21 protein-coding genes are annotated in these 24,296 nt (G+C 50.3%); 8 read left to right on the top strand and 13 right to left on the bottom strand.

The genetic code is table 11. The features are described from left to right. Positions 1-63 precede the first annotated feature (63 nt). The 3 genes from hda to upp form a co-directional block, all read right to left on the bottom strand. The gene (gene hda, locus ACKPVM_RS01685) at positions 64-771 is read right to left on the bottom strand and encodes a DnaA inactivator Hda (protein ID WP_409306498.1); all 708 of its coding nucleotides are present in this window, start codon (positions 769-771) and stop codon (positions 64-66) included. Between the two features lie 132 nt (positions 772-903). Then, a complete protein-coding gene (uraA, locus tag ACKPVM_RS01690) occupies positions 904-2,196 on the bottom strand; it encodes a uracil permease (protein ID WP_409306407.1) in 1,293 nt (430 codons plus the stop codon). A gap of 246 nt (positions 2,197-2,442) precedes the next feature. Beyond that, positions 2,443-3,069 (bottom strand): uracil phosphoribosyltransferase, encoded by a 627-nt coding sequence (gene upp / locus ACKPVM_RS01695; protein ID WP_409306408.1) that lies wholly within the window; start codon positions 3,067-3,069, stop codon positions 2,443-2,445. Between the two features lie 497 nt (positions 3,070-3,566). Here upp and purM point away from each other — a divergent pair, with 497 nt between their 5' ends. The 3 genes from purM (at position 3,567) to yrbL (ending at position 5,969) form a co-directional block, all read left to right on the top strand. Continuing rightward, positions 3,567-4,604: a phosphoribosylformylglycinamidine cyclo-ligase gene (purM, locus tag ACKPVM_RS01700; RefSeq protein ID WP_409306409.1), complete on the top strand. Its 1,038-nt coding sequence runs from the start codon at positions 3,567-3,569 to the stop codon at positions 4,602-4,604. Continuing rightward, positions 4,604-5,242, top strand: coding sequence for a phosphoribosylglycinamide formyltransferase (gene purN, locus ACKPVM_RS01705; protein ID WP_409306410.1), 639 nt, complete (start codon positions 4,604-4,606; stop codon positions 5,240-5,242). The genes purM and purN overlap by 1 nt, the downstream gene beginning before the upstream one ends. Positions 5,243-5,387: 145 nt before the next feature. Beyond that, positions 5,388-5,969, top strand: coding sequence for a PhoP regulatory network protein YrbL (gene yrbL, locus ACKPVM_RS01710; RefSeq protein ID WP_409306411.1), 582 nt, complete (start codon positions 5,388-5,390; stop codon positions 5,967-5,969). Positions 5,970-6,077: 108 nt separating this feature from the next. Here the strand turns inward: yrbL and ybbP are convergent, their stop codons facing one another. Together ybbP and ybbA are read right to left on the bottom strand one after the other, a co-directional pair. Next, positions 6,078-8,507: a putative ABC transporter permease subunit YbbP gene (gene ybbP / locus ACKPVM_RS01715; RefSeq protein WP_409306412.1), complete on the bottom strand. Its 2,430-nt coding sequence runs from the start codon at positions 8,505-8,507 to the stop codon at positions 6,078-6,080. After that, positions 8,504-9,223, bottom strand: a complete 720-nt coding sequence (ybbA, locus tag ACKPVM_RS01720) for a putative ABC transporter ATP-binding protein YbbA (RefSeq protein ID WP_409306413.1) — start codon at positions 9,221-9,223, stop codon at positions 8,504-8,506. Before ybbA ends, ybbP begins: the two co-directional genes overlap by 4 nt. Here ybbA and tesA point away from each other — a divergent pair. The 3 genes from tesA to ACKPVM_RS01735 all read left to right on the top strand — a co-directional run bounded on the left by tesA (position 9,158) and on the right by ACKPVM_RS01735 (position 11,557). Beyond that, entirely contained in the window at positions 9,158-9,829 is a 672-nt protein-coding gene (tesA, locus tag ACKPVM_RS01725) for a multifunctional acyl-CoA thioesterase I/protease I/lysophospholipase L1 (protein ID WP_409306414.1), read from the top strand. The genes ybbA and tesA overlap by 66 nt on opposite strands. Positions 9,830-9,858: 29 nt before the next feature. After that, positions 9,859-10,635 carry an SDR family oxidoreductase gene (locus ACKPVM_RS01730; protein WP_409306415.1) on the top strand — a complete coding sequence of 259 codons (777 nt, stop codon included), beginning with the start codon at positions 9,859-9,861 and terminating at the stop codon, positions 10,633-10,635. 61 nt (positions 10,636-10,696) lie between these two features. Then, positions 10,697-11,557 (top strand): co-chaperone YbbN, encoded by an 861-nt coding sequence (locus ACKPVM_RS01735; protein WP_409306416.1) that lies wholly within the window; start codon positions 10,697-10,699, stop codon positions 11,555-11,557. 81 nt (positions 11,558-11,638) lie between these two features. Here the strand turns inward: ACKPVM_RS01735 and ACKPVM_RS01740 are convergent, their stop codons facing one another. Further along, complete coding sequence (locus ACKPVM_RS01740) at positions 11,639-12,835, bottom strand: nicotinamide mononucleotide deamidase-related protein YfaY (RefSeq protein ID WP_409306417.1); 1,197 nt, start codon at positions 12,833-12,835, stop codon at positions 11,639-11,641. Between the two features lie 262 nt (positions 12,836-13,097). Between ACKPVM_RS01740 and tyrP the strand changes: the two genes are divergently transcribed. After that, positions 13,098-14,306, top strand: a complete 1,209-nt coding sequence (gene tyrP / locus ACKPVM_RS01745) for a tyrosine transporter TyrP (RefSeq protein ID WP_409306418.1) — start codon at positions 13,098-13,100, stop codon at positions 14,304-14,306. Between the two features lie 68 nt (positions 14,307-14,374). Here the strand turns inward: tyrP and ACKPVM_RS01750 are convergent, their stop codons facing one another. From ACKPVM_RS01750 to menF, 7 genes are all read right to left on the bottom strand, one after another. Next, positions 14,375-14,917, bottom strand: a complete 543-nt coding sequence (locus ACKPVM_RS01750) for a YfaZ family outer membrane protein (RefSeq protein ID WP_409306419.1) — start codon at positions 14,915-14,917, stop codon at positions 14,375-14,377. 78 nt (positions 14,918-14,995) lie between these two features. Next, positions 14,996-16,396 (bottom strand): o-succinylbenzoate--CoA ligase, encoded by a 1,401-nt coding sequence (menE, locus tag ACKPVM_RS01755; RefSeq protein ID WP_409306420.1) that lies wholly within the window; start codon positions 16,394-16,396, stop codon positions 14,996-14,998. After that, positions 16,384-17,355, bottom strand: coding sequence for an o-succinylbenzoate synthase (gene menC, locus ACKPVM_RS01760; RefSeq protein WP_409306421.1), 972 nt, complete (start codon positions 17,353-17,355; stop codon positions 16,384-16,386). The genes menE and menC overlap by 13 nt, the downstream gene beginning before the upstream one ends. Continuing rightward, a complete protein-coding gene (gene menB, locus ACKPVM_RS01765; RefSeq protein WP_409306422.1) occupies positions 17,355-18,212 on the bottom strand; it encodes a 1,4-dihydroxy-2-naphthoyl-CoA synthase in 858 nt (285 codons plus the stop codon). Before menB ends, menC begins: the two co-directional genes overlap by 1 nt. A 5-nt stretch (positions 18,213-18,217) precedes the next feature. Then, the gene (menH, locus tag ACKPVM_RS01770; RefSeq protein WP_409306423.1) at positions 18,218-19,003 is read right to left on the bottom strand and encodes a 2-succinyl-6-hydroxy-2,4-cyclohexadiene-1-carboxylate synthase; all 786 of its coding nucleotides are present in this window, start codon (positions 19,001-19,003) and stop codon (positions 18,218-18,220) included. Beyond that, entirely contained in the window at positions 18,991-20,673 is a 1,683-nt protein-coding gene (menD, locus tag ACKPVM_RS01775; protein ID WP_409306424.1) for a 2-succinyl-5-enolpyruvyl-6-hydroxy-3-cyclohexene-1-carboxylic-acid synthase, read from the bottom strand. The genes menH and menD overlap by 13 nt, the downstream gene beginning before the upstream one ends. A 107-nt stretch (positions 20,674-20,780) precedes the next feature. After that, positions 20,781-22,109, bottom strand: coding sequence for an isochorismate synthase MenF (gene menF, locus ACKPVM_RS01780; RefSeq protein WP_409306425.1), 1,329 nt, complete (start codon positions 22,107-22,109; stop codon positions 20,781-20,783). A 1,017-nt stretch (positions 22,110-23,126) separates the two neighbouring features. On the opposite strand from menF, the gene ACKPVM_RS01785 reads away from it, so the two are divergent. After that, on the top strand, positions 23,127-24,293 hold the full coding sequence (locus ACKPVM_RS01785; RefSeq protein ID WP_409306499.1) for an MFS transporter: 1,167 nt from the start codon (positions 23,127-23,129) through the stop codon (positions 24,291-24,293). The last annotated feature ends 3 nt before the right edge of the window (positions 24,294-24,296 follow it).

Here is a 24,296-nt window from a genome sequence, read left to right on the forward strand (position 1 = left end):
GCGTAGCAGCAGGAGGAGGAAAACGTAATACGGATGAGTCGGTGAATAATCAGGATCTTCGCGCTATAGCCCGAGGATCTCTTTTACAAAGGGAATGGTGAGTTTGCGCTGAGCAGTAATAGAGGCATGGTCGAGCTGATCCAACGTCATAAACAGCGTACGCATTTCACGATCAAGGCGTTTAAGCAAAAAGCGACTGACATCTTCCGGCAATTCAAAACCTCGTAGCTTTGCTCGCAGTTGCAATGCTTCACCTTTCTCTTCATCGGATAGTGGCTGTAGTTTATAAATTTGCCCCCAATCCAGACGAGAAGAGAGATCAGGGAGGTGAAGGTTTAACTGACGGGGAGGACGATCGCCAGTAATCAGCAAACGGGCGCGGCCAATTTCCTGAATACGGTTATAAAGATTAAAAATGGCCATTTCCCAAGCTTCATCGCCAGCAATCGACTCAATATTATCGATACATACCAGCGCGAGTTGCTCCATGCCATCAAGCACTTCCGGCACAAAATACGCTCGCTTATCCAACGGTACATAGCCAACGGCCTGCCCATGACGGGATAAATCCGCGCAGGCGGCGTGCAACAAATGGCTACGCCCCCCGCCTTCCCGCGACCAGAAATAAATATAACTTCCATGTTCCTGATGCAGCGCGTTGATGATAGCGGCAAGAAGCGATGCGTTCTCTCCCGGATAGAAACTGGCAAACGTTTCGTCATCCGGTAAATAAAGTGGCAATGAAAGCTGTGCCGGTGTGTTCAGAATCACCTCAAGCAAGACAGGCTGGAAACCGCCCGAGTTTATCACAGAAACTCAGCCCTGTTGAAGGCATCAAACATGCGTCCCTCAACAGGATGAGACAAAACCAATCGTCAGAATAAATCGTGAGTAAAAATCCCTTTAGGACTTGATGGTTTCTTCAACATCGGACGCATCAAGAATCTCTTCTTCTTTGCGAAACAGGCTAATCACTTTGAATAACAGACTCATACCAATACCGACCACGGTAGCCAGCGCCATGCCTTTCAGTTCTGTCGCACCCAGATGAACTTTAGCACCACTGACGCCAATAATCAGGATCACGGAAGTCAAAATCAGGTTCTGCGCTTTGTTGTAATCGACTTTAGATTCAATCAACACACGAATACCGGATGCGCCAATCACGCCATACAGCAGCAATGACACGCCCCCCATAACCGGCACTGGAACAGCCTGAATCGCCGCCGCCAATTTACCCACACAGGAAAGCAGAATAGCAAGAATGGCCGCGCCGCCAATCACCCAGGTGCTGTATACCTTGGTAATTGCCAGAACGCCGATATTTTCACCGTAAGTGGTATTCGGCGTTGAACCGAAAAAGCCCGACAAAACGGTAGAAATACCGTTGGCGAACATGGAGCGATGTAACCCCGGTTCACGCATTAAATCTTTCTTGACGATATTTGCCGTTACCACCAAATGACCAACGTGTTCAGCAATCACCACCAGCGCAGCAGGCAGGATCGTCAAAATAGCAAACCACTCAAAACGCGGTGTGTAAAACGTTGGCAGCGCAAACCAGTGCGCATCACTAATCGGGGTAAAATCTACGACGCCCATCGCAAACGACAGTGCATACCCAGCCAGTACGCCAATCAAAATTGGAATAATGGCTAAAAAACCGCGAAAGAGCACCGAGCCAAGAATTGTCACAATCAATGTGGACAGTGAAATCGTGACCGCCGTCGTATCCATCGCCGTACCGTCGGCAGGGAGTAACCCAGCCATGCCAGCAGCCACCCCCGCTAGTTCAAGACCGATTACCGCGACAATGGCGCCCATCGCAGCGGGAGGGAATAAGACATCCAGCCAGCCCGTTCCTGCTTTTTTAACAATCAACGCGACCAGACAAAACAGCACACCACACATGATAAAGCCACCCAGCGCGACCTCATAGCCCAATGGCAACAGCAGTAGCACCGGTGAAATGAAGGCAAAACTGGATCCCAGATAGGCAGGAATCTTACCTTTACAGATAAACAGATAGAGCAGCGTCCCCACCCCATTGAATAGCAGAACGGTCGCCGGGTTGATCTTAAACAGGATCGGTACCAAAACGGTGGCACCAAACATCGCGAACAAATGTTGGAAGCTCAGCGGGATGGTTTGTAGCAAGGGTGGTCGTTCACTTACCCCGATGGCGCGACGAGTCATCTTTGTATCCTCTGTAACGTTGCTATTTATTGTGTGCAGATCGATATCCACACCGTTTTATTACAGCCAGAACTCACCCGCCCCACCGCAGCAGAGCAGATACGTTCAAACTGATTGGAATATTGAGGCGCGGTTCACGCCATCAAAAATCACCTGGAGCATTTTTCAATGTCACGGGCGATTTACAGTCAATGGCCGATTTCGCCTATTGCAAAAAAAAACCGACTGATTCAGTCGGCTTACCTGTTATTTAGTACCAAATATTTTATCGCCCGCATCGCCCAGGCCCGGCATGATATACCCTTGCTCATTCAGCCCCTGATCAATAGACGCGGTATAAAGCTCAACGTCTGGGTGCGCTTTTTCCAGTGCGGCAATCCCTTCTGGAGCGGCGACTAATACCAGAACTTTAATATTTTGACAGCCCGCTTTTTTCAACAGGTCGATAGTGGCAATCATTGAGCCACCCGTTGCCAACATCGGATCAACAACCAGCGCCATGCGCTCTTCGATATTAGAAACCAACTTTTGGAAATACGGTACGGGCTCCAGCGTTTCTTCATTACGGTACATACCGACAACGCTGATACGTGCGCTTGGCACATTTTCCAACACACCTTCCATCATACCCAGACCTGCACGCAGGATAGGTACGACGGTAATTTTTTTCCCTTTGATTTGATCGACTTCAACCGGACCACACCAACCGTCAATAGTGACCTTTTCAGTGACTAAATCAGCTGTCGCTTCATAGGTCAGTAAGCTACCCACTTCCGAAGCCAGCTCACGAAAACGCTTGGTGCTGATATCATTTTCACGCATCAGACCCAGTTTATGTTTGACGAGTGGATGTTTTACCTCGACGATCTTCATCGTTATTCTCCCCTAGACAGTGGACGGACAAAAACGCCAGAGACGTTTTTAAACGCCGTTTGCGGCGGCCCGCAGGGCGGTGGCGGAAAGACATCCGCCATAAAAAAATCGCGGGATTATACCGCTTTTTTTACTTAGTGCTATACGATTAAGTCTGATCCAGATCAACCGATAAAGGAAATTGTAAGTGAAAGGGAAAAATCAGCCACCGATGACACACCACTCGCAAACGTTTGCCTACGCTGTTAGAATTACCACGCTTAATGTTTCAATCATCAGTTGATTTTACGTTTTGGAACACACCTTTGTTTTCAGCGATGCATTTTTCCAGTCATGACTGGTTTTGATACATATATCGTTTTGAAGCAAATATCGTTTTGAAACAAATATGATGTTGAAGCGGACGATGTTTAAAGCAAATGTTGTTTTAATCACATGTTATTTTTAATCACATACTGTTTTTAAGTGCAAATCGTAACCTCCGTGGGGACTCCGCAGTGACCGACAAAACCTCTCTCAGTTATAAAGACGCAGGCGTGGATATTGATGCTGGCAACGCATTGGTAGACCGTATCAAAGGTGTAGTGAAACAAACCCGTCGCCCGGAAGTCATGGGGGGATTAGGTGGTTTCGGCGCCTTATGCGCCTTACCGCAAAAGTACCGTGAACCTATTCTGGTTTCAGGCACTGACGGAGTCGGCACCAAACTGCGTCTGGCGATGGATCTCAAACGCCACGATACTATCGGTATCGATTTAGTTGCGATGTGTGTCAATGATTTAGTCGTACAAGGTGCCGAGCCCCTCTTTTTCCTTGATTACTACGCGACAGGCAAATTGGATGTCGACACGGCAGCCAGCGTCATTACGGGGATCGCGGAAGGTTGTAAGCAATCGGGTTGTTCACTGGTCGGTGGTGAAACCGCTGAAATGCCGGGCATGTACCACGGCGAAGACTATGATGTGGCAGGGTTCTGTGTCGGTGTCGTTGAAAAAGCTGAAATTATTGACGGCAGCAAAGTACGAGCAGGTGATACCTTAATTGCCCTTGCCTCCAGTGGACCACACTCGAATGGCTACTCGCTGGTACGCAAAATTCTAGAGGTCAGCCAGGCCAATCCTGAACAATTTATGCTGGAAGGGAAATCACTAGCCGATCATTTGCTGGCCCCCACAAAAATCTACGTCAAGTCAATCCTGTCTCTGATTGAAAAAGTGGATGTACACGCGATTTCCCATCTGACCGGCGGCGGCTTCTGGGAAAATATCCCTCGCGTCCTGCCAGAAGGCATGCAGGCGACAATCGATGAATCCAGTTGGCAATGGCCTGCTGTTTTTGACTGGCTGCAACAGGCAGGTAATGTCAGCCGACACGAAATGTATCGTACTTTTAACTGCGGTGTTGGTATGATCATTGCGATGCCAACCGAGCAGGCAGATGAGGCCATCGTTTTATTGAACGGCAGTGGCGAAAACGCATGGAAAATCGGTGTCATTACTCAGACTGATACCGGAGACTCAGTGGTCATTAACTGATGAAAAACATCGTTGTCTTGATATCAGGTCAGGGAAGCAACTTACAGGCGTTGATCGACGCCTGTAAGCGTGGGCGAATGAAAGGAAATATCACCGCCGTATTCAGCAACAATCCAGAAGCCTACGGCTTACAAATTGCGCAGGATGCGGAAATTCCGGTACATGTTCTCGATCCAGAAACGTTTCCCGATCGTGAAGCCTATGATGCTGCCATGGCGCAGGAAATTACACAGTATGAACCTGCACTGGTCGTTTTGGCTGGCTATATGCGGATTCTGAGCCCGGATTTTGTCGCCCAGTTTGCAGGCAAAATGCTCAATATCCATCCCTCGTTACTACCGAAATACCCCGGTCTACACACGCATCGCCAAGCTCTGGAAAATGGCGATACCGTACATGGTACTTCGGTGCATTTCGTCACTGACGAACTGGATGGCGGGCCGGTCGTTTTACAGGCCAAAGTCCCAGTGTTCAGTGATGATACGGAAGAATCGCTGTCGGCACGCATCAAAACACAGGAACACACAATCTATCCTATGGTGATAAATTGGTTCCTGAATGGTCGCTTGATCATGCGTGAAAATGAAGCGTGGCTCGATAGTACTCGCATTCCTCCACAGGGTTACGCCGCAGAATAACCTTGTCAATATAGGTAATCACCCGCTTTTGCTTGGATATCGCAATCAAAAGCTGGTGATTTTACCTTTGCCCAATCCTATTCATTGAACTTCCATTTAACTTCGACATGGTAACCTTCGCCTTTTTTCTGGGAAAAGGAAATCCATGATGGTACTGGATCTATCACCGTCGTTGTTTATTGGTAAAGGGCGTCACAGGAAATGTTATCAGCACCCCAATGATTCATCATTGTGCGTCAAGGTGGTTTATAACCCGACTCGCGGTGGCAAGAAAGAACTAAAGCGCGAGCTTAACTATTACCGTCATCTGCAAAAACGCCGGATCGATTGGCGCATATTGCCTTCCTTCCACGGCCAGGTGGATACCACTCAGGGCACCGGCTATATATTTGATCTTATTCGCGACTATGATGGTTCTCCTTCAAAATCGCTTAATGACTATCTGCCGAAAGATTTTCATGACAGTGTCAACGACGCAACACTCCATGCCTTGCTGAGTGAATTGAAACAAGATCTGATCAAAAACAGGATCATCACCATGACACTCAAAGCACAGAACATTCTGTATAAAAAAGAAAGTTCAACAACAGGGCGTCTGGTGGTTGTGGATAATATCGGTAACGCCGCGTTTTTCCCCCTCGCCAACTACGTGGATACTTTAAGTATTACCAAGATCGAGCGTACATGGGCGCGTTTTATTGATAGCCTTAACTTAACGTCCCGGTAGGCCATAACGCTAAGCGCTTATTAAAACTTCCCCTCGCCTTCCTCTGGATGAGGGGAAAAGGCGGTGATATTCGGCAAAACAGCCCGGCACCATCACCAGCCTTTATGATTATCCCGCGAACTGCCTGAACAACGCTTTCCCTCGTAGCAAGCGAATACCTAACCAACCACCACACAGCGATAATAAACATGCCGCAAACAGTGGAAGTATCACCCACATGGCGATATTCGGTTCCCACGGGAAATTGAACACCTTACGCTGTAACATCCATAAAGCAGCTTCCGCACCAATGGCCGCGGCAGAACCGGCTACCAGCCCCAGAACGGCAAACTCACTCCACAACGTCGTACGTAACAAACGTAATCCGGCACCCAATGTGCGATAAACCATCAGTTCCTGCCGACGTTGACGCATCCCTACCTGGATCTGCGCCAGCAGCAACAACACACCGCAGAACAGCACCAGCATCACCATGATCTCCAGCGCCCGGCTTACCTGCTGAAGTACCTGCCCCACCTGTCGCAAAATACTGCCGATATCCAACACACTTAACGTCGGAAACTGTCGATTAAGCTGTGTCATCATCTTTTCATCACCGTCATAACGGAAACTGGTCAGCCATGACTGGGGCTGGTTATCCAATGCACCAGCCGGAAAGATGAAGAAGAAATTCGGACGTAGACTTTCCCAGTCTACCTGACGAAAACTGGTTACTCTGGCACTAAACGGCTGCGTATCCCCGGTGAAGGTTAAAGTATCCCCTATTTTAATGCCCATCTCTTTGGCTTCTTTCTCCTCCATTGAGACTTCACCTGCTTGCGGCGCGGCCCCCTCAACCAGAATATTATGCTCGGGTATCCCCGCCAACCAGGTAAGATTCAGTTCACGATTGACGGTATTACCACCGGGATCGTCTTCATGAATCACGTCGGTCGCTAACCGCTGATTGATCTCCGTCAGACGCGCACGCACGATGGGGTAAAAAAGCTCGGGCTTAACCTGATGATGTTCAAGGAAGGTTCTGACCTGTGGCACCTGCTCCGCCGTGATATTCAGCAGAAAATAATTCGGACTACCCGGCGGTAATTGTTGCTGCCAACGCGCCAGTAAATCTCCCCTCATCACCAGCAGCAGTGCCAACAACATAAACGACAGCGAGAAGGCTGCCAGTTGGCTCAATGTTGCCCACGGCTGGCGCAGTAGACGATTAATGGCCAACCGCATCGCCAGTCGCTTAACGGTCAGGCGACGTAGTAACAGTAGTCCGCCCCAGCCAATCACGCCTAATAACAACGACAGTACCGCCATTCCGCCTAGCAAAGCCCATAGCAATGTTCCACCGCCGGACAACAAGACCAGCAGCCCGACAACCATTGCTACCACAACAGGCAGGTAGTAGCGTAAAGGCCAAACGTTCGCAACCACATCCTGACGTAACACACGCAAAGGTTGTGTCGCTAACAGCAAGCGATAGGGTCTCAGTCCGACCAACAATGAAATCAGGACGAGTGAACCTAATGCCCAGACCCACGGCCAGCCACCCGATGCGGGGAGCGTCGCGGGTAACACCGGTGCCAGCATTTTCATCAACAGCGCTTCAAACCCGAGTCCGACGATGCTACCGCATAGCGCCGCTAGCCCCAGAACCGATAACCACTGACCAACGATCAGCCGTTGTAATGCCTTTTTGCCTGCGCCCAATGTTTTTAGTACCGCAACCAAATCATAACGGCTGCGGCAATAGTGCCCCATGGAGACGGCGACCGCCGCAATAGACAGTAACAGTGTCAGCAATGCAGAAAGCAGCAGGAATTGTTGAGAACGCTTCAACGATTGGCTCAACGCACCTTCGGAATCTTCCATGCCATACCAACGCTGATCGGGCTTGAGTTGTGGTTTGATAAAATCACTAAATTCGCTGATTTGTTTGTCACTGCCAGAAAACATGTAGCGCCAGGTGATACGGCCACCCGGCTGGATAGCACCGGTTTTATCGACATCGTCCAAATTCATGAGAATACGCGGTGCAGTTTCAAAGGGATTAAACCCGGCATCCGGCTCCTGAATCAGTTCGCCGCTAATACGAAGCGACGTATCCCCCACCTCCAGCATATCGCCAACGTTAAGTTCCAGCAGCGCTAACAGGCGAGGAGCCACCAACACGGTTCCGGCTTCAGCATGTAACCCAGCCGGGCGCGTCTGCAACTCGCCATATAATGGATAGCGTTGATCGGTCGCTTTCACCTGCGCTAACTGAGGTGTATCTCCCGCAAACGTCATCGTCATGAAAGAAATTTGTCGGCTCAGCGTCAACCCACGCTGTTGAGCCTCTTGCAGCCAGGCCTCCGAGACGGGACGCGATGCTCGCAGCACCCGATCGCCAGCCAGAAAATCCCGACTCTGCTGGCTCAGCCCTTTTTCCATTCGATCGCTGATATTACCTAACGCCAGTACACAGGCGACGGCAAGCGTTAATGCCAGCCAGACAATCAATAAAGAGGGAGAGCGCCATTCGCGCCAAAACCACCGCCAGATCATGCGTCCTCCCTCAACTTGCCGTCGACCAGACGTAACCGCCGTTCACAACGCGCCGCAAGCTGTTCGTCGTGCGTGACCAGAATCAGCGTCGTCGCATAATCGCGATTGAGAGAAAACAGTAGATCGACAATGCGTTCACCCGTTTTTCTGTCCAGATTCCCGGTCGGTTCATCGGCGAATAAGACTTTAGGACGACCGCTAAAAGCCCGAGCCAACGCCACGCGTTGTTGCTCACCACCGGAAAGCTGAGCAGGCAAGTGATGCAGACGCTCACCCAGTCCCAATTGCTGTAACAGCTGTTCAGCCTGACCACGACTGTTATGATCGCTCTCGCCACGTAATAACGCTGGAAGTTGAACATTTTCCAGCGCGTTGAGCGTTGGCACGAGCATGAAGGATTGAAAAACGAAACCGACATCTCTGGCACGTAGCGCAGCCCGGCCTTCTTCATCCAGCTTGCTTAACGATTCCCCCATCAGGCTGACGTCGCCTTCGCTGCCATCATCAAGCCCAGCCAGGATCCCCAACAATGTCGATTTCCCCGATCCTGATTCACCGATCAATGCAATTGTCTGCGCGGGTTTGACAATAAGCTCAACTCCGGTAAGGATGGAAAGCTGATTATCTCCTTGACCAACGTGCTTACTAAGATGATGAACTTCAAGAATGTTTTCCACATGCCCGGTTTGGGTTGTTGGGCTGGTCTTCGCAAACATGTTTTCGTCCTTTTGCTTCTGGGATTATGCAGTGTACGCACTTTCGCGGCAGACACTTTATTAATTCTGGGCGATAGCCTCAGCGCGGGCTATCAGATGCCAGCGGCAAATGCCTGGCCGGCACTACTGAATAAGCAATGGCAAACACAGCAGAAGCCCACCACCATCATTAACGCCAGTATTAGTGGCGACACGGCCGCACAAGGACTGGCACGTCTTCCGGCTTTGCTGGAACAACATCAACCGCGCTGGGTTCTCATCGAACTGGGCGGTAACGATGGGCTGCGGGGCTTTCCTCCACAAAATATCGAGCAGGACCTGACCAAAATCATTACGTTGGTCAAACAGGCCAAAGCCGAACCGCTGCTGATGCAAATTCGGTTGCCGACCAACTACGGACGCCGCTATACAGAGTCGTTCAGCAACGTTTATCCGCGACTGGCCAAGCAGTTTGCCCTTCCACTCCTGCCCTTTTTTATGGAACAGGTTTATCAAAAATCGGAGTGGATAATGGAAGATGGCATCCATCCCACCCGCGATGCCCAACCGTTCATTGCCGACTGGATGGCAAAACAGCTGGAACCCTTAGTTAACCATGAGTCTTGATAAATAGGGCTTTTGAATTAGGTAAAGTTATGCAAAAAACGGTGTTAATTACCGGCTGTTCCAGCGGGATTGGTCTGATCGCCGCGCAGGCTTTACGCTCGCGTGGCTACAGAGTATTAGCTGCCTGTCGTCGGGACGATGACGTCATGCGCATGGTGTCGCTGGGTTTAGAAGGTATCAAGCTGGATCTGGATGACCCAGTAAGCGTAGAACACGCCGCTGCGGAAGTGATTAGACTGACCAATAATCGGTTATATGGATTATTCAATAATGCCGGATATGGCTTATATGGGCCGCTAAACACGATTTCTCGCCAGCAGTTTGAACATCAATTTTCCAGTAATCTGTTCGGTACACATCAGTTAACACAACGGTTGCTGCCAGCCATGTTGCCACATGGCGAAGGACGAATTATTCAGACCAGTTCAGTCATGGGATTCGTCTCTACTCCCGGACGTGGCGCTTATGCCGCTAGTAAATTCGCACTGGAAGCCTGGTCAGATACCCTACGGATGGAACTACATGGCACGGGTCTTCACGTTAGCCTGATCGAACCTGGACCACTCAGCACACGTTTTACCGATAATGTCGATCAGACCCAAACGGACAAGCCGGTCACGAATCCCGGCGTCGCCCGGCGATTCACGCTACCGCCGGAAGCGGTTTTACCTAAACTTTATCACGCATTAGAAAGCTCAAGGCCCAAACTACGCTACCCCGTGACGCTGGTTGCCCATGCATTATCATGGTTACGCCGCTTGTTACCTGGACGCTATCTGGACAATGTATTACGCACCCGTTCTTGAAGCGACCTATTTCGCCCCAATATTTGCCCCTAAGCGAATCAAGAAATGAGAGAGAACACTCATGCTAGAACACCAAGCCACTATCATTGATGTCAACGAATCCAACCTGCATCAGGTGCTGGAGCAATCCACGGCATTACCCGTGCTATTTTATTTTTGGTCCGAGCGTAGCCAGCACTGCCTGCAACTGGACCCTGTACTGAATAAACTGGCACAGGAATATGCCGGACAATTCATTCTGGCAAAGGTCGACTGCGATGCCGAACAACGTGTCGCGGCACAATTTGGTCTGCGAGCCATTCCAACCGTTTATCTGTTCAAAGATGGTCAACCGTTGGATGGGTTTCAGGGACCTCAGCCAGAGGAAGCTGTTCGCGAGCTATTAAAACGAGCATTACCCAAAGAAGAAGAGCTAAAAGTTGCAGAAGCACAGCAGCTGATTCAGGAAGGCAACCTACCAGAAGCCATGCCGTTATTGAAAGAAGCCTGGCAATTAAGCCAACAACGCAGCGATATCGGTCTGATGTTGGCGGAAGTTCAGATTCAGCTTAACCGTAGTGAAGACGCGGAGGCGGTACTGGCGACGATCCCATTACAGGATCAGGATACCCGCTACCATGGTCTGATCGCACAGATCGAATTACTTAAACAAGCGGCAGATACGCCTGAAATTCAACAATTGCAGCAACAATTAAGTGCAGATCCTCAAAACGCGGAGTTGGCCGTACAGCTGGCGTTGCAACTGCATCAAGTCGGACGTAACGAAGAAGCGCTCGAGCTATTGATGAGCTTTCTGAGGAAAGATTTGGGCGCGGCTAACGGCAATGCGCGCAAAACCATCATGGATATTATGTCTGCTCTCGGCACCGGCGACGCTCTGGCTGCACGCTATCGCCGTCAGCTCTACTCATTATTATATTAATTCGTTTGTGAAACAGGCCAGATTATCTGGCCTGTTTCAACATGGCTTCCCAATACGGGGAAACCGCTTATGTCAGGCCGACTACAGCGTAGTCAAAACCGTAATCCAGCCATGTCCACCATAAACAGACCAGCCATTTAACCAGCGACGCAGCATGTTCATGGCAAGCATCGCCACAACCTCTTGATGCGTTCTCAGGCTATAGCGCTGAACGTTATATTGTATTGCCTGAGCAAACGTCCCTTGCGGAGTATGTAACGCAATGACCAGACGATCGTCATATCTGGCACCTACCCTCAATGCTAGCTGAGCGTTATGACGTTCTGCCAGTTGACGGGTTTCCTGCGCAAACTGCTGTAAATTTTGCGAATCATCGCCATTAACTCGTAACTCGCCACCGGCTAATGGCACACTGGCTGACTGCAACTGCCAATTCAGTAACCCAGCGGTAAAATCTTCGCTAACCGCCAACTGAAGCTCACGCTCAGCCAATCGACGTGCTAATTGAGCAGGCAGCCCTTCCGTCCCCTCAAAAATAATATTTTCACCGGCGACGATGCGAACCTGTTCCCATAATTGTTCCATTGCCGTGCGCTGTGCGGCAGGACCGGTCAACTTTAACTCAATAATCGGCATAGAAGAGCGATAGCCTAACACCACGCCTGGAGGGAGAGTTTCGCCATCCAGTTGACTTGCCAAATCACTTTCAGAACGGCCAAACGTGGTGAGCCGTAAACATAACGGTGGCTCAGCAATGGCAAAACGATCGCGCAGACGTGGCATGATCTGCTGTTCTACCATCACTTTGAACTCTGACGGCACACCCGGAGTAAAAAACATCAGGCACTGATTAAGTTGCAATGCAAAACCACACGCCGTACCAACGGGGTTATCAACCATTTCGGCACTGGCCGGGATCTGTGCCTGTTTACGATTACTGGGTGCCATTATCCGGCCACGTTCAGTGAAAAAGGCCTCCATTCGAACCAACCATTCGGCATGTTCAACCAACGCTTCCCCGGCGGCGGTCGCTGCCGCTAACGCACTGAGATCGTCACTGGTTGGCCCGAGTCCACCATTAACAATCAAAACATCCGCAATCTGGCTACGTTGTGTAATCGCGGTCACCAAAGCATCAAGATCATCACCAACCGTCATACGGCTGGTCATCGGTAATCCCTGTTGAAACAAATAATCCGCCAGCCAGGCCGCATTGGTATCAATAATCTGACCGTGCAGCACTTCATCGCCAGTACATAACATCTCGACCCTAAGCATCTTTTATATTCCTCGTGATAGCGCTTGATAACCGTCATTCTTTGGGCGAATGGAAGGCATTGCTCACTTTAGAAACTCAACTCGCGAAACACAATATTTCTTTATTGAGATGACAGATTCCACCCTTATCCCTGATAAGCAAAGGGGATTGAATGTAAAGATTATATTACACCCTTCGTAACAGCGTTTTGACAGATATCACTGGATATTTTACTCTGCTGCCAAAAATATCCTGGCTGTCGTTTTATATTCAGAGGGAAAGGTGAAAAATCGTACTCTTGGCAGTATTTTTATCGTCGCTGGCACAACAATTGGTGCAGGTATGCTGGCGATGCCTTTGGCAACATCAGGTGTAGGGTTTGGTACAACACTCATTATTTTAATCAGCCTATGGCTGCTTATGTGTTATAGCGCTTTGTTACTGGTGGAAGTCTACCAACATCAACCATCGCATACCGGATTGGGTACGCTTGCCAAAATTTATCTTGGCCGCTGGGGGCAATGGATTACGGGGTTCAGTATGCTGTTTCTGATGTATGCCTTAACAGCGGCATACATTAGCGGAGCGGGTGAATTGCTTGCCAGTAGCCTGAGCCAATGGAGTGGCTACTCGTTCCCACTATCAGCGGGGATCCTACTCTTTACGCTGGTTGCTGGCGGTATCGTTTGTATCGGTACGTCCTCGGTCGATCTCTTTAACCGTATTTTGTTCAGCGGAAAGGTTCTCATGTTGATCGTGATGTTGGCGGTGATGCTCCCCCACATCCAACGAGTCAATCTGCTGACCATGCCATTACAACAAGGTTTAACCTTATCCGCTCTGCCTGTCGTCCTCACTTCGTTTGGCTTTCACGGTAGTATTCCCAGCATCGTTCATTACATGGGGGGAGACAGTCGCAAGCTACGCCGTATCTTTATCATTGGCAGCGCCATTCCGCTTATCGCTTATCTGTTCTGGCAATTAGCAACGCTAGGTGCACTGAGCTCCGCCACATTTAATGGCATCTTGACCGATCATGCCGGACTCAACGGCCTCATGCAGGCTATCCGAACCATTGTCGCCACACCTCGCGTTGAATTAGCCGTGCATTTGTTCGCCGATCTGGCGTTAGCCACATCGTTTCTTGGCGTCGCGTTGGGGCTATTTGACTATCTCGCCGATCTCTTTAAACGCGGGAATTCGGTAAAAGCGCGGGCACAGACAGGCGCACTGACATTTACCCCGCCTTTGATATTTGCGCTGTTTTATCCACAAGGATTCGTGATGGCGCTTGGCTATGCCGCGATTGCACTTGCCGTGTTAGCGTTGTTGATCCCTGCCCTGCTCGGCTGGCAGATACGGAAGCATCATCCCGATGCCAGAAAGACACCAGGCGGCACACTGGCATTATCGCTGGTTTTTCTCTGTGGATTAAGCATCATTCTGATTCAATGTGCGATGGTCGCAGGCTGGCTACCTTCCGTTAGCTAGCTAACGGCTGATCTAGAAAGAGCGCGATATACGCGCTCTTTCTCGGCATTCAATACTTCAACCAACAATCAGAAATTCAAGCCGACGCCGACATAAGCGGAGTCCGCCAGTTTATTATCTGAACGGCCACTCTCTCCTGCCATGTTGATGTAACGATAGCCTACATCCACGTTTAATGGCCCGAAAACCTGCCAGCGAACGCCCGCTTTACCTTCAACATAGTGATCAACGTGGCTGGAAAATGCATCCGGTGAATAATAACCTTCGCCGTAAACAGCAAAGTAGCGGTTAATCGGCCATTGCAGACCACCGCCCAGCGCCAGCGCATGACCATCGGTGCCATGATCCTGATTCAGATACATCGCTTTACCGCCAAGGGTCACTTTCAATGCGCCAACAGGAAAGGTATAACCCAGTCCAAAGCCATAAACATCGTTGCTATTGTCACCGTGAGCGTAACTCACGTTACCAGCCAGCCCCGGCATACCTAGACCGAACCCCACATTGGCACTCGAATAATCGCGTCCTGCTTCCCCTGAAAGACTAATAGCCTGTACTGAGGCACTGGCAAACAGCAACCCTCCGGCACAAGCCATGATGAACTTTTTCATTACAATATCCTTAAAATAATCATTAAACACGCGAGTCACGCTCAACGCCTATCCCGCGTGATTTTACCGCAATCGTCCTTATGCTCCAGCACGATTTTGATATTCTGTTTGCGCCCATACCTTAACTTGCTGGCGAGAGATTTTGATGCCGCCATTTTTCAATTCTGCAGGTAGCACATAATAAGCAATCGGACGCTGAAACCCAGCGAGTTGCGGCAACAGCCAATCACGGATCGTATCCAGCGCCGTATTCTCCGCAACGTCCACGACGGCAACCGGACGCTGGCCAAATTCAGGATCATCGACGGGTACCACACAAGCTTGCTGAATATCTGGATGAGTTAACAGCACCGCCTCGATATTTTCCGGCTGAATGCCTTCCCCACCGCTGAAAAACTGATTATCCAAACGCCCAAGAATATGCCATTCTCCCGCGTCAAACGCGCCACGATCTCGCGTATGAAACCACCCTTCTTCATCGACCAACGGAACAAGTTGACCATCACGCCAATAGCCAGAAGCCAGCGTACGTCCACGCAACAGCACTTCCTCACCCACCAGACGAATTTCGCGTCCGCGCAGTGGTAACCCCACGCCAGCTAAGCCGTCTGCACGTTTAGCACATACCGTGGAGGCTAATTCCGTCAGACCATAACCACACCAGCAACGTACGCCGTGAGACTCGGCCTGCTGTGTCAGTGCCAACGGGATCATTGCCCCCCCTAACAACACCGATCTGAGCGAGGATGGCAGAGTATTGTTGACTAACAGTCGCCAGAGTTGGGTCGGCACCAAAGAGGCATGGGTACAGCCCTCTAAAGCCGACTCCAGCGATTGCTGCACACGGACAACGATGGTCGCCCCAGCGACCAGACACCGCCATACAATCCCCTGACCGGAGACATGAAATAACGGCAATGATAAGAGCCAACGGCCCTCGGCGGAGAAGGCCATCAAGTCCAGCACGCCTTCTGCGCTGGCCAGATGGGCAGCAAAGGTATGAGCAACGGCTTTAGGCATTCCACTGGAACCAGAAGTCAGCGTCAGTGTTGCTAATTGGTCGGGTTGCCAACTCGGCTGGGCAGGCGGACAAGCTGAAGAAGGTGTATCTGACTCACAGGATAAAACGATCAAGTCAGATGGCAACGATAGCTGATCCGAACACAGGCCATACTGCATATTAAGCGTAGGCAGCAGGTCTGCGATTAAAAATTCAGGTAACTGAGGATTAAGCGGTAATAAGCGCGCACCACATTGCAGTAGAGCAAGATAGCTGCATAGCATTGTCATGCTATTTTTACCGCGTAACACCACACCACTGCCGGGAGTCACGCCTTGCAGTGTAAAGCTGGCGGCCAGTTGATTCACTCGAATGGCAAGCTGCTGCCAGCTCCAATGCGTTTCTCCCTCGATCAATGCAGTGGAAAGCGGCGTCTGTCTGGCCCAATAATGCCAAGGCCAGTCGGTCAGGATTGCCATACTAGTTCCAATTGCTCGACCGACAACAGTGGCAACGAACTGTCAGGCCAGGGACGTATTATCTGCGACTGCATCAATTCCAGCGTATCCAGACCCGGAATGGTGTCTGGCGTCAGCCAATGTGCCAACCGTGCCAACTGTGTCAGCCCCAAGCTGGACTCAATGCTGGAACTGATCACCGCCGTCAGCCCGACTTGATGAGCCTCCTGCACGAGTTGCTGACAACGGGCAAGGCTCCCAACCAGGGTTGGTTTGATCACAATCGCGCTCACGCCCGGTTCCGCTTCCACACAAAAATCGGCTTCGCGAACACTTTCATCCCAGGCGATATGAATACCCGTTTCCTGCGCAAACTCACGAGATTCCTGACGTGTCTTGCAAGGTTCCTCGAGAAACGCGATACGGGCGCGCAATTCTGGCGCAACATAACGAGCAAATCCATCCGCCTTAGTTCGAGTCCAACTCCGGTTGGCATCCAGACGCAATTTCAGGTCGGGTAATGCTTCTAGCAGTACGTTAACGATCATGCCATCACGCACGGCTTCATACAGCCCCACCTTCACCTTTGCCACTTTTTCACCGGGCAAAGCCTGAAGCATGGCAAATAGCTCGTCAGGATCGCCATTACACAACGGTGCTTTACGGTAATCCGCCGTTGTCGGCAACTGTTGATCCAGTTCCGCTTGTGCGCAGCTCAACCCAAACGCAACGGACGGCGGCAAATCATCAGACAACGCATCGCCCGCCAACCAGCGCTTAAGCTGCTCAAGCGTGGCTGACTCGGCCTCGGCCAACGTTTCCAGGCTAAACTCCGGCAGGGGGGCGATCTCGCCCCAACCTTGTTGCTCACCCTGTTGTAAACACACGATCAATCCATCGCGGGTTTTCAGGCGCTGATGACGTAACACCACGCCCGCTTCCATCGGCACACAGTAACGATATACCTTAACCTGGCGCATTACGGATTCCGTTTAAATTTGCTGAAATCTGGTTGGCGTTTTTCATTAAAGGCATTACGCCCTTCCTGACCTTCGTCAGTCATATAAAACAGCATGGTGGCATTACCAGCCAACTCCTGCAAACCGGCTTGCCCATCACAGTCGGCATTCAACGCTGCTTTCAGGCAACGCAAAGCCATTGGGCTGTTCTGCAACATTTCACGGCACCAGCGCACGGTTTCCTTTTCTAATTCGGCCAACGGAACCACGGTATTAACCAACCCCATATCCAGTGCCTGGGCAGCATCATACTGGCGGCACAAGAACCAGATTTCACGGGCTTTTTTCTGTCCCACGATACGTGCCATGTAGGAAGCACCCCAGCCGCCGTCAAAAGACCCCACTCGCGGACCGGTCTGCCCAAAAATGGCGTTCTCAGCCGCAATGGTCAGGTCGCACATCATATGCAGAACATGCCCACCACCGATGGAATACCCTGCGACCATCGCCACCACTGGCTTAGGGCAGGTACGAATCTGACGTTGGAAATCCAATACGTTCAGGTGATGCACACCGCTGTCATCCTGATAACCGCCATAGTCGCCGCGTACTTTCTGATCACCACCGGAACAAAATGCCTTATCTCCTGCTCCCGTGAGAATAATCACGCCAATCCCATCATCGTAACGCGCATTCTCCAACGCATGGATCATCTCTTTCACCGTCTGCGGGCGGAAAGCATTACGGACTTGTGGACGATTAATGGTGATTTTGGCTATACCATCCGTCGATTTATGAAATAGGATATCGGTAAAATCGCCGCTGCAATCGTGCCATTCAACCGGGGCATAAAGCAGTTCTTCACTGGGATAAAGCATAGGTATTAATCCTTAACGGGATGCGAAATAAAAGAAAGTATCCGGGCGGCATACTCCGCCGGATTTGCCTGATGCGCGTTATGGCCAGCCTGCGTCACACGCAATAACGGCAACGCATATTGCATTGCCAACGCTTGAAACTTCGCGTCTCTCTCGCCGCACAAATAACCAAATGGGATCGTCAACTGTCGAAGTTTGTCTACCAGACACGGCTGATGCCCTAATGATGTGGCTTCCAACATAGCCGCCACTGCGGCACCTTGATTGTGACAACGCCGTGCGATTAATTTCTGGCGTTGACTGGCATCCAGATCGGCAAACACCGTTTGTTGATACCAATCATTTAATACCGCCTCAATCACTTCATGACGAAAACGCTGAGCCCAACGAGCATCATGTAATAAACGAGCTTCACGCTGGCGTACATCCTCAAGGCCTGGATTACCGCCTTCCACTAATAGCCCCTGCATACCATGATGTTGGCCAAAACAGGCATGATACATGGCTATTCGCCCTCCTAGTGAGTAGCCCAACAGCCAATAACGATCAATGCCTTGCTGCGCTAACGTCAATGTCAGTTGCTGGCTGACTTGTGCAAAACCCACCGCGTTCACATCTTGTGATGCGCCATGCCCAGGCAGATCAATCAGCAGTAGGGGAAGTTGATCGCAGTAAGGAAGAATAGGCTGCCAGTCTTCGGCACTACCCAGCAAACCATGAAGACAGATCAGCCACGGCTGATCGGACAAGGGTGTCGATGGTACTAACCGTTGGCATCTTAATTCGACCACGTCGCCGCCTGAGAAACCAATTCGTTTAGTGTTTCCGCTCCCGCTTTCGGTGGAACAATCACCTCCAGCAGCGTCACGCCTCCCTCGACCCAACTGCTGGCAACCGTATCTGCTATCTGTTCCCACCTTTCGGCCCGCACATAGTTAAGCCCGAACATCGCGGCGGCATGACCAAACTCAACATGTTGTGGCATACAGTAAAAGGTTTCCCGCTGTTCAGGCGGCGTCGGTAACAGCGAAAAAATTTGCCCGCCGTTGTTATTCACGATAATCAAAACCAGAGGAGCAGGCGATTGACGCAATAACGCCAGCGCATTCAAATCGTATAATGCCGAAAGATCACCCACGATCCCAAGCGTTGCCTTACCCGTCGCTCGCTGAACGCCAGCCAGCGTCGAGATTAATCCATCAATACCGCTAGCACCGCGGTTACCATAGACGGGATATTCCGCAGGCAATTGCGCTAATGCATCGATTAGCCGCACGATTAGGCTATTTCCGACAAACAACTGACCGTTTGGCGGGAGCAATTGTGGAATTCGCTGCGCAAGCTGAGCCTCACCAAAACGTTCGGCCAAATACGTGCTCGTCTGCCGTTGCGCATATTGGGCAATCTCACTTAAGTCATCTGCCCAACCACGTTGTGAAATAGCCGGATGTGCCACCAGCCAATCGCTGATATCAGCAATCAAACGACGGCCACGATGGTGCGCAGGATCAAGTCGTCCCGGCAAAGTGTCCACCAACCAAAATTCCTGTGGCTGACATTTTTCCTGCCACTGCAACAATCGTTTTCCGGTCAGGCTACCGCCAAACTGCACGACAATATCTGCCTGCTGCAATCGTTCGCATGCGGTAGGGTTCGCCAACCAAATATCTGCACAAGGTAAGGGTTGACCGCTCTGTGACTGCACATCGCCAATCAACGGCCAGCCTAATTGCCGGGCCCAGCGAGCGATCTCTGCGCCTTGTTCCGGGCTAACACGGCCAACAATGATCACACCTCGTTTCTGCCGCCAGTTATGCCAGTCAGATTGAACCTGTAATGTCGTTTGACGTATTTCACGCAGCCAAGGTTCTTCGCTTTGCCACCAATGCCCCAACGCCGACAGCCAATCACGAAACAGCGTCTCGTCGTTTGCACCATAAAGAGGTTCAGCAAAGGGGCAATTAATGTGCAATGCGCCATGAGTCAATTGCGCCATCGCGCTATCTAATGTGGAAACCAGCCAACGCGCGGGAATGTCCGGTGTAGGTCGGGGCAAATTCAACGCAACCGTGGGATGAGAAGCGTACAACCCGTTCTGGCGGATAGCCTGATTCGCGCCACAGTCAATCAGTTCCGGTGGCCGATCGGCTGTCAACACAACCAGTCGCTCCCCCGTCAGGCCCGCTTCGATGATGGCCGGATAAAGATTCGCAGCGGCCGTACCAGAGGTCACTACAATCGCGACCGGTTCATGGGAAGCCTTTGCCAGCCCCAACGCCAAATGCCCGAGTCCACGTTCATCAAAATGGGTATGACAAATCAACGCACGGTGTTCAGCCGCTGACAACGTCAACGGCGTAGAACGGGAACCAGGCGCGATGCAAATGTGGCGGACACCATGACGCGTCAGCGCTTCAAGCAGCAACGCGGCCCAGCGACGATTAAATACACTTGTTGCCATGATTTACTCAACAGCTTAGGTTGCGGTTTCTAACACTCATTATATTTTATTTCACGGCACCAACTTTGATATAAACCCGTGCCAGGCACAACAAAGATAAAACAAAACTATGACATATCACCGTCTAATAGAGACTTCAGGCCCGCCGCTTTGTTTTCTAATTCTTGCCATTCTTGTTCTGGATCAGATCCAGCCACAATACCAGCCCCTGCATACAGGGTCAGAATGTTGTCATTAATCTCTGCCGAACGTAGCGCAACGCAAAACTCGGCCTGTTGACGAGATAAATACCCCGCAGAACCCGCGTACCAGCGGCGTTCAAAAGGTTCATTTTCAGCAATAAATTGCCGCGCGATGTGCCGAGGTAATCCGGCAACCGCGGCTGTCGGCTGCAAGTCGTCGAGACAAGCCGTATCTGACGGCTGTTTCAACGTCGCCTGAATCGTACGGCGCAAATGCTGTACTTTACGTAACCGCACCACCTCCGGCGGCGTCACATCCAGCGATAACGCCGACTGCTGTAACCGCTGGCAGATATCGTCTACCACTAACATGTTCTCGCACTGGTTCTTGGTGTCTTTCATCAACCAGTGCGCGAATGCGGCTGCTTTTTTATCGTCCCTATCGCTGGCCGCTGTGCCAGCCAGAGCTTCTGTCTCAAGCTGGGTTCCATCGCGGCGATATAGCCGCTCAGGGCTCGAACCGAGGAAAGCCTGTCGGGCATCGTGGGCCAACATAAAATGAAAACAGTGATGATTAGCCGCACGACTGGCAGCCATAAACGTGGTGGCCTGCAATGGTTGTTTTAGCGTTAACGTGGTCGCTCTCGCCAATACCACCTTTTCCATCACGCCCGACGTAATATCGCGTAACGCCCGTTGTAACAACGCGATCCAATTTTGGCGATCCGGCTGATGTTGCACCGTGCTGACGTCTGCCTGCAACGGCGGTAGTGGACACATTGGCAGCAAGAATTTGATAAATGCCGCCGCTTCATCAGCATCCTGTTGTAACGATGTCTCACTGAATAAATTTATGCTCAGGCTAAGCGTCATATCCTGACGCAACAACTCCACGCGCGGCAGGAAAAGATAACTGGGAGAAACGCGAGATGACTCGTCATGCAACGATTGATTAAAGGCATTTAATCCCCAAATACGCACATGACGATCGCAATTGTGCTGCAAAAGAAAACGTTCCGCTTCCTGAATATGGTGAAAACCACACACCTGACCGCACACTGCCGCTTCTTCGTTCTCCTGCCGGTGTTGCCAGTAAAACTGGGGATAGGCCGGCTGAGTGGCCAACCATGATAATAACTCGGACGGTTCACTAAGCGTCAATGTCCATGTTATCTGTCTGAACCCCGTATTTTCAGGCTGCGGCTCGCGTAAATCCTGCTGCATATGGCGCAACAGGTCAGAAAGTTGTTCCACCCTAACCCCGGTAACCTAACGTAAAACCCAGGATTATACGGTAAAAGAAAGTAATTTGGGTGAGAGGTTATTCAGGATAAAAGAGAGTTATCCCGATCGCTGGGCTATCGAGTTCACAAATCAGACGGATAACGTCGCCCTTCCTTTTAACGCGGGTTATATATTCGCCATACGCCGATGACCTGTAAGCTGTACTTGTCACTGTATACTCCAAATAATTTGCATCGCAGAAAGGAGAACGGTTTAAGGTATTAAAAAAATGATTGGAAATAACAATAACAGTAATAGGTGAATCTTATCATTGATAAATTCACTCAAAAAACAAGAATGAAACGTATTGACAATTAAAGCTAAAACTGCGCAAAAGGAAAAATACCAACGACACAATAAAAACACAATCAATTGATATTTAACAATAAAAAACCAAATCACATCATTATATTTCAATTATCCTATTGGGCGTAATATTATTACCAAGCGTGATTGTTCCCTTATGAATGTAGTATTCAAATACTATCCGTATTTCGATCGCATGAAACGACAAAACAGAGTCGTATATTAAAATTACACTCATCAATCATCATTGTTGCTTTAATTGATTTTATTTCTTTTGCCGGTTTTTACCGGCTTTTTTTATGCCTTATTTCCCACTCTTCAATGCGGCGTTGTATTGCCATCTTTTAGCCCCCCCTATCTGTCATCAGATCAGACCAAAGACGTAGCAAGCGAACATTTTTCATACAACTTACGTTAACTTATCTGATAATCCAGTGGCGTACCGCCGGTAGATCATGAATCCTTCGATCCACTACGGTAATTATGGTAGAAAGGAGCCCATGTTATTTCTAGCTCCTAACGATTCGAATTGCAGGATAAACAGTTGTTATCTTGGACAACCCAAACGCTGAGCGTTGTATAACCCGCCTCACGGACGGGTCAATAACAAAGCCAATGCACATGCAATTTGAAAGACAACGGATATACACTGATAGTGTCATCAACAATATGAGTACAGCGCTGAATTCCGAATCATCCCATACCGACCAGCAACCTGGACGAAAAGCCCAAGCCGCGACACGTATCAGTTTTTTTGTCGCGGGTTTTGTGATGGCATCCTGGGCACCTCTGGTTCCCTTTGTAAAGCATCGTCTGGACATTAACGATGCAACGTTAGGTATGCTGTTACTCTCTCTGGGGATTGGATCATTACTGGCGATGCCATTTACCGGATTACTGACGAGTAAGCTCGGTTGTCGTACCGTTATCCTGATCGCCAGTGCGTTGCTGTGCGCCATTTTACCCATGCTCACTCAGGCCAATACGTTCCCGACGATGGCTGTTACTCTGCTCTTTTTTGGCGCAACCATTGGTATGATTGATGTATCAATGAATATTCAGGCTGTCATCGTCGAACGAGCCAGTGGTCGAGCGATGATGTCTGGTTTCCACGGTTTCTTTAGCGTGGGAGGGATTGTTGGTGCCGGTGGTGTAAGTGCTTTACTGTGGTTGGGGTTATCACCCTTGATGGCGATTCTCGCTATTGTCATATTACTGATCGTTTTTATGTCGATAGCTCACGCTCATCTGCTACGAACAACAAATAAAAACAAGGGCGACCCACTTTTTGTGATACCACGCGGCTGGGTGATGTTTATTGGCCTGCTATGCTTCATCATGTTTCTGGCTGAAGGAGCCATTCTCGACTGGAGCGCGCTATTTTTAACGGCCGAACGTCATCTGAGCAGCACACAAGCGGGTGTCGGCTACGCTGCATTTTCTGTTGCGATGACGCTTGGCAGGCTAAACGGCGATCGGGTGGTGAATGCGCTTGGCCGTTACGCTATCCTTGCTGGCGGCAGCCTTTGCGCCGCGTTAGGTCTGTTATTAACCATCAGTATCGACAATGTACTGACGTCAATTGCGGGGTTTGTCATGGTGGGGATTGGGGCCTCAAACGTGGTACCGATCTTGTTCAGTGCAGCGGGGAATCAGAAAATTATGCCTGCGAACCTGGCTATCGCTGCCATTACCACCGTCGGCTATGCTGGTATTCTGGTTGGTCCGACGTTATTGGGGTTCATCGCCCAACTTAGTAGTCTGTCACTCGCTTTTGGCTGTGTGGCGTTGCTGTTATTGATTGTTTGCATCAGTGCACGTGCCATTACCCGACCTCTGGAGCCTTAATCA

Source organism: Pectobacterium hainanensis (assembly GCF_046237015.1).
GTDB lineage: Bacteria > Pseudomonadota > Gammaproteobacteria > Enterobacterales > Enterobacteriaceae > JBJYIN01.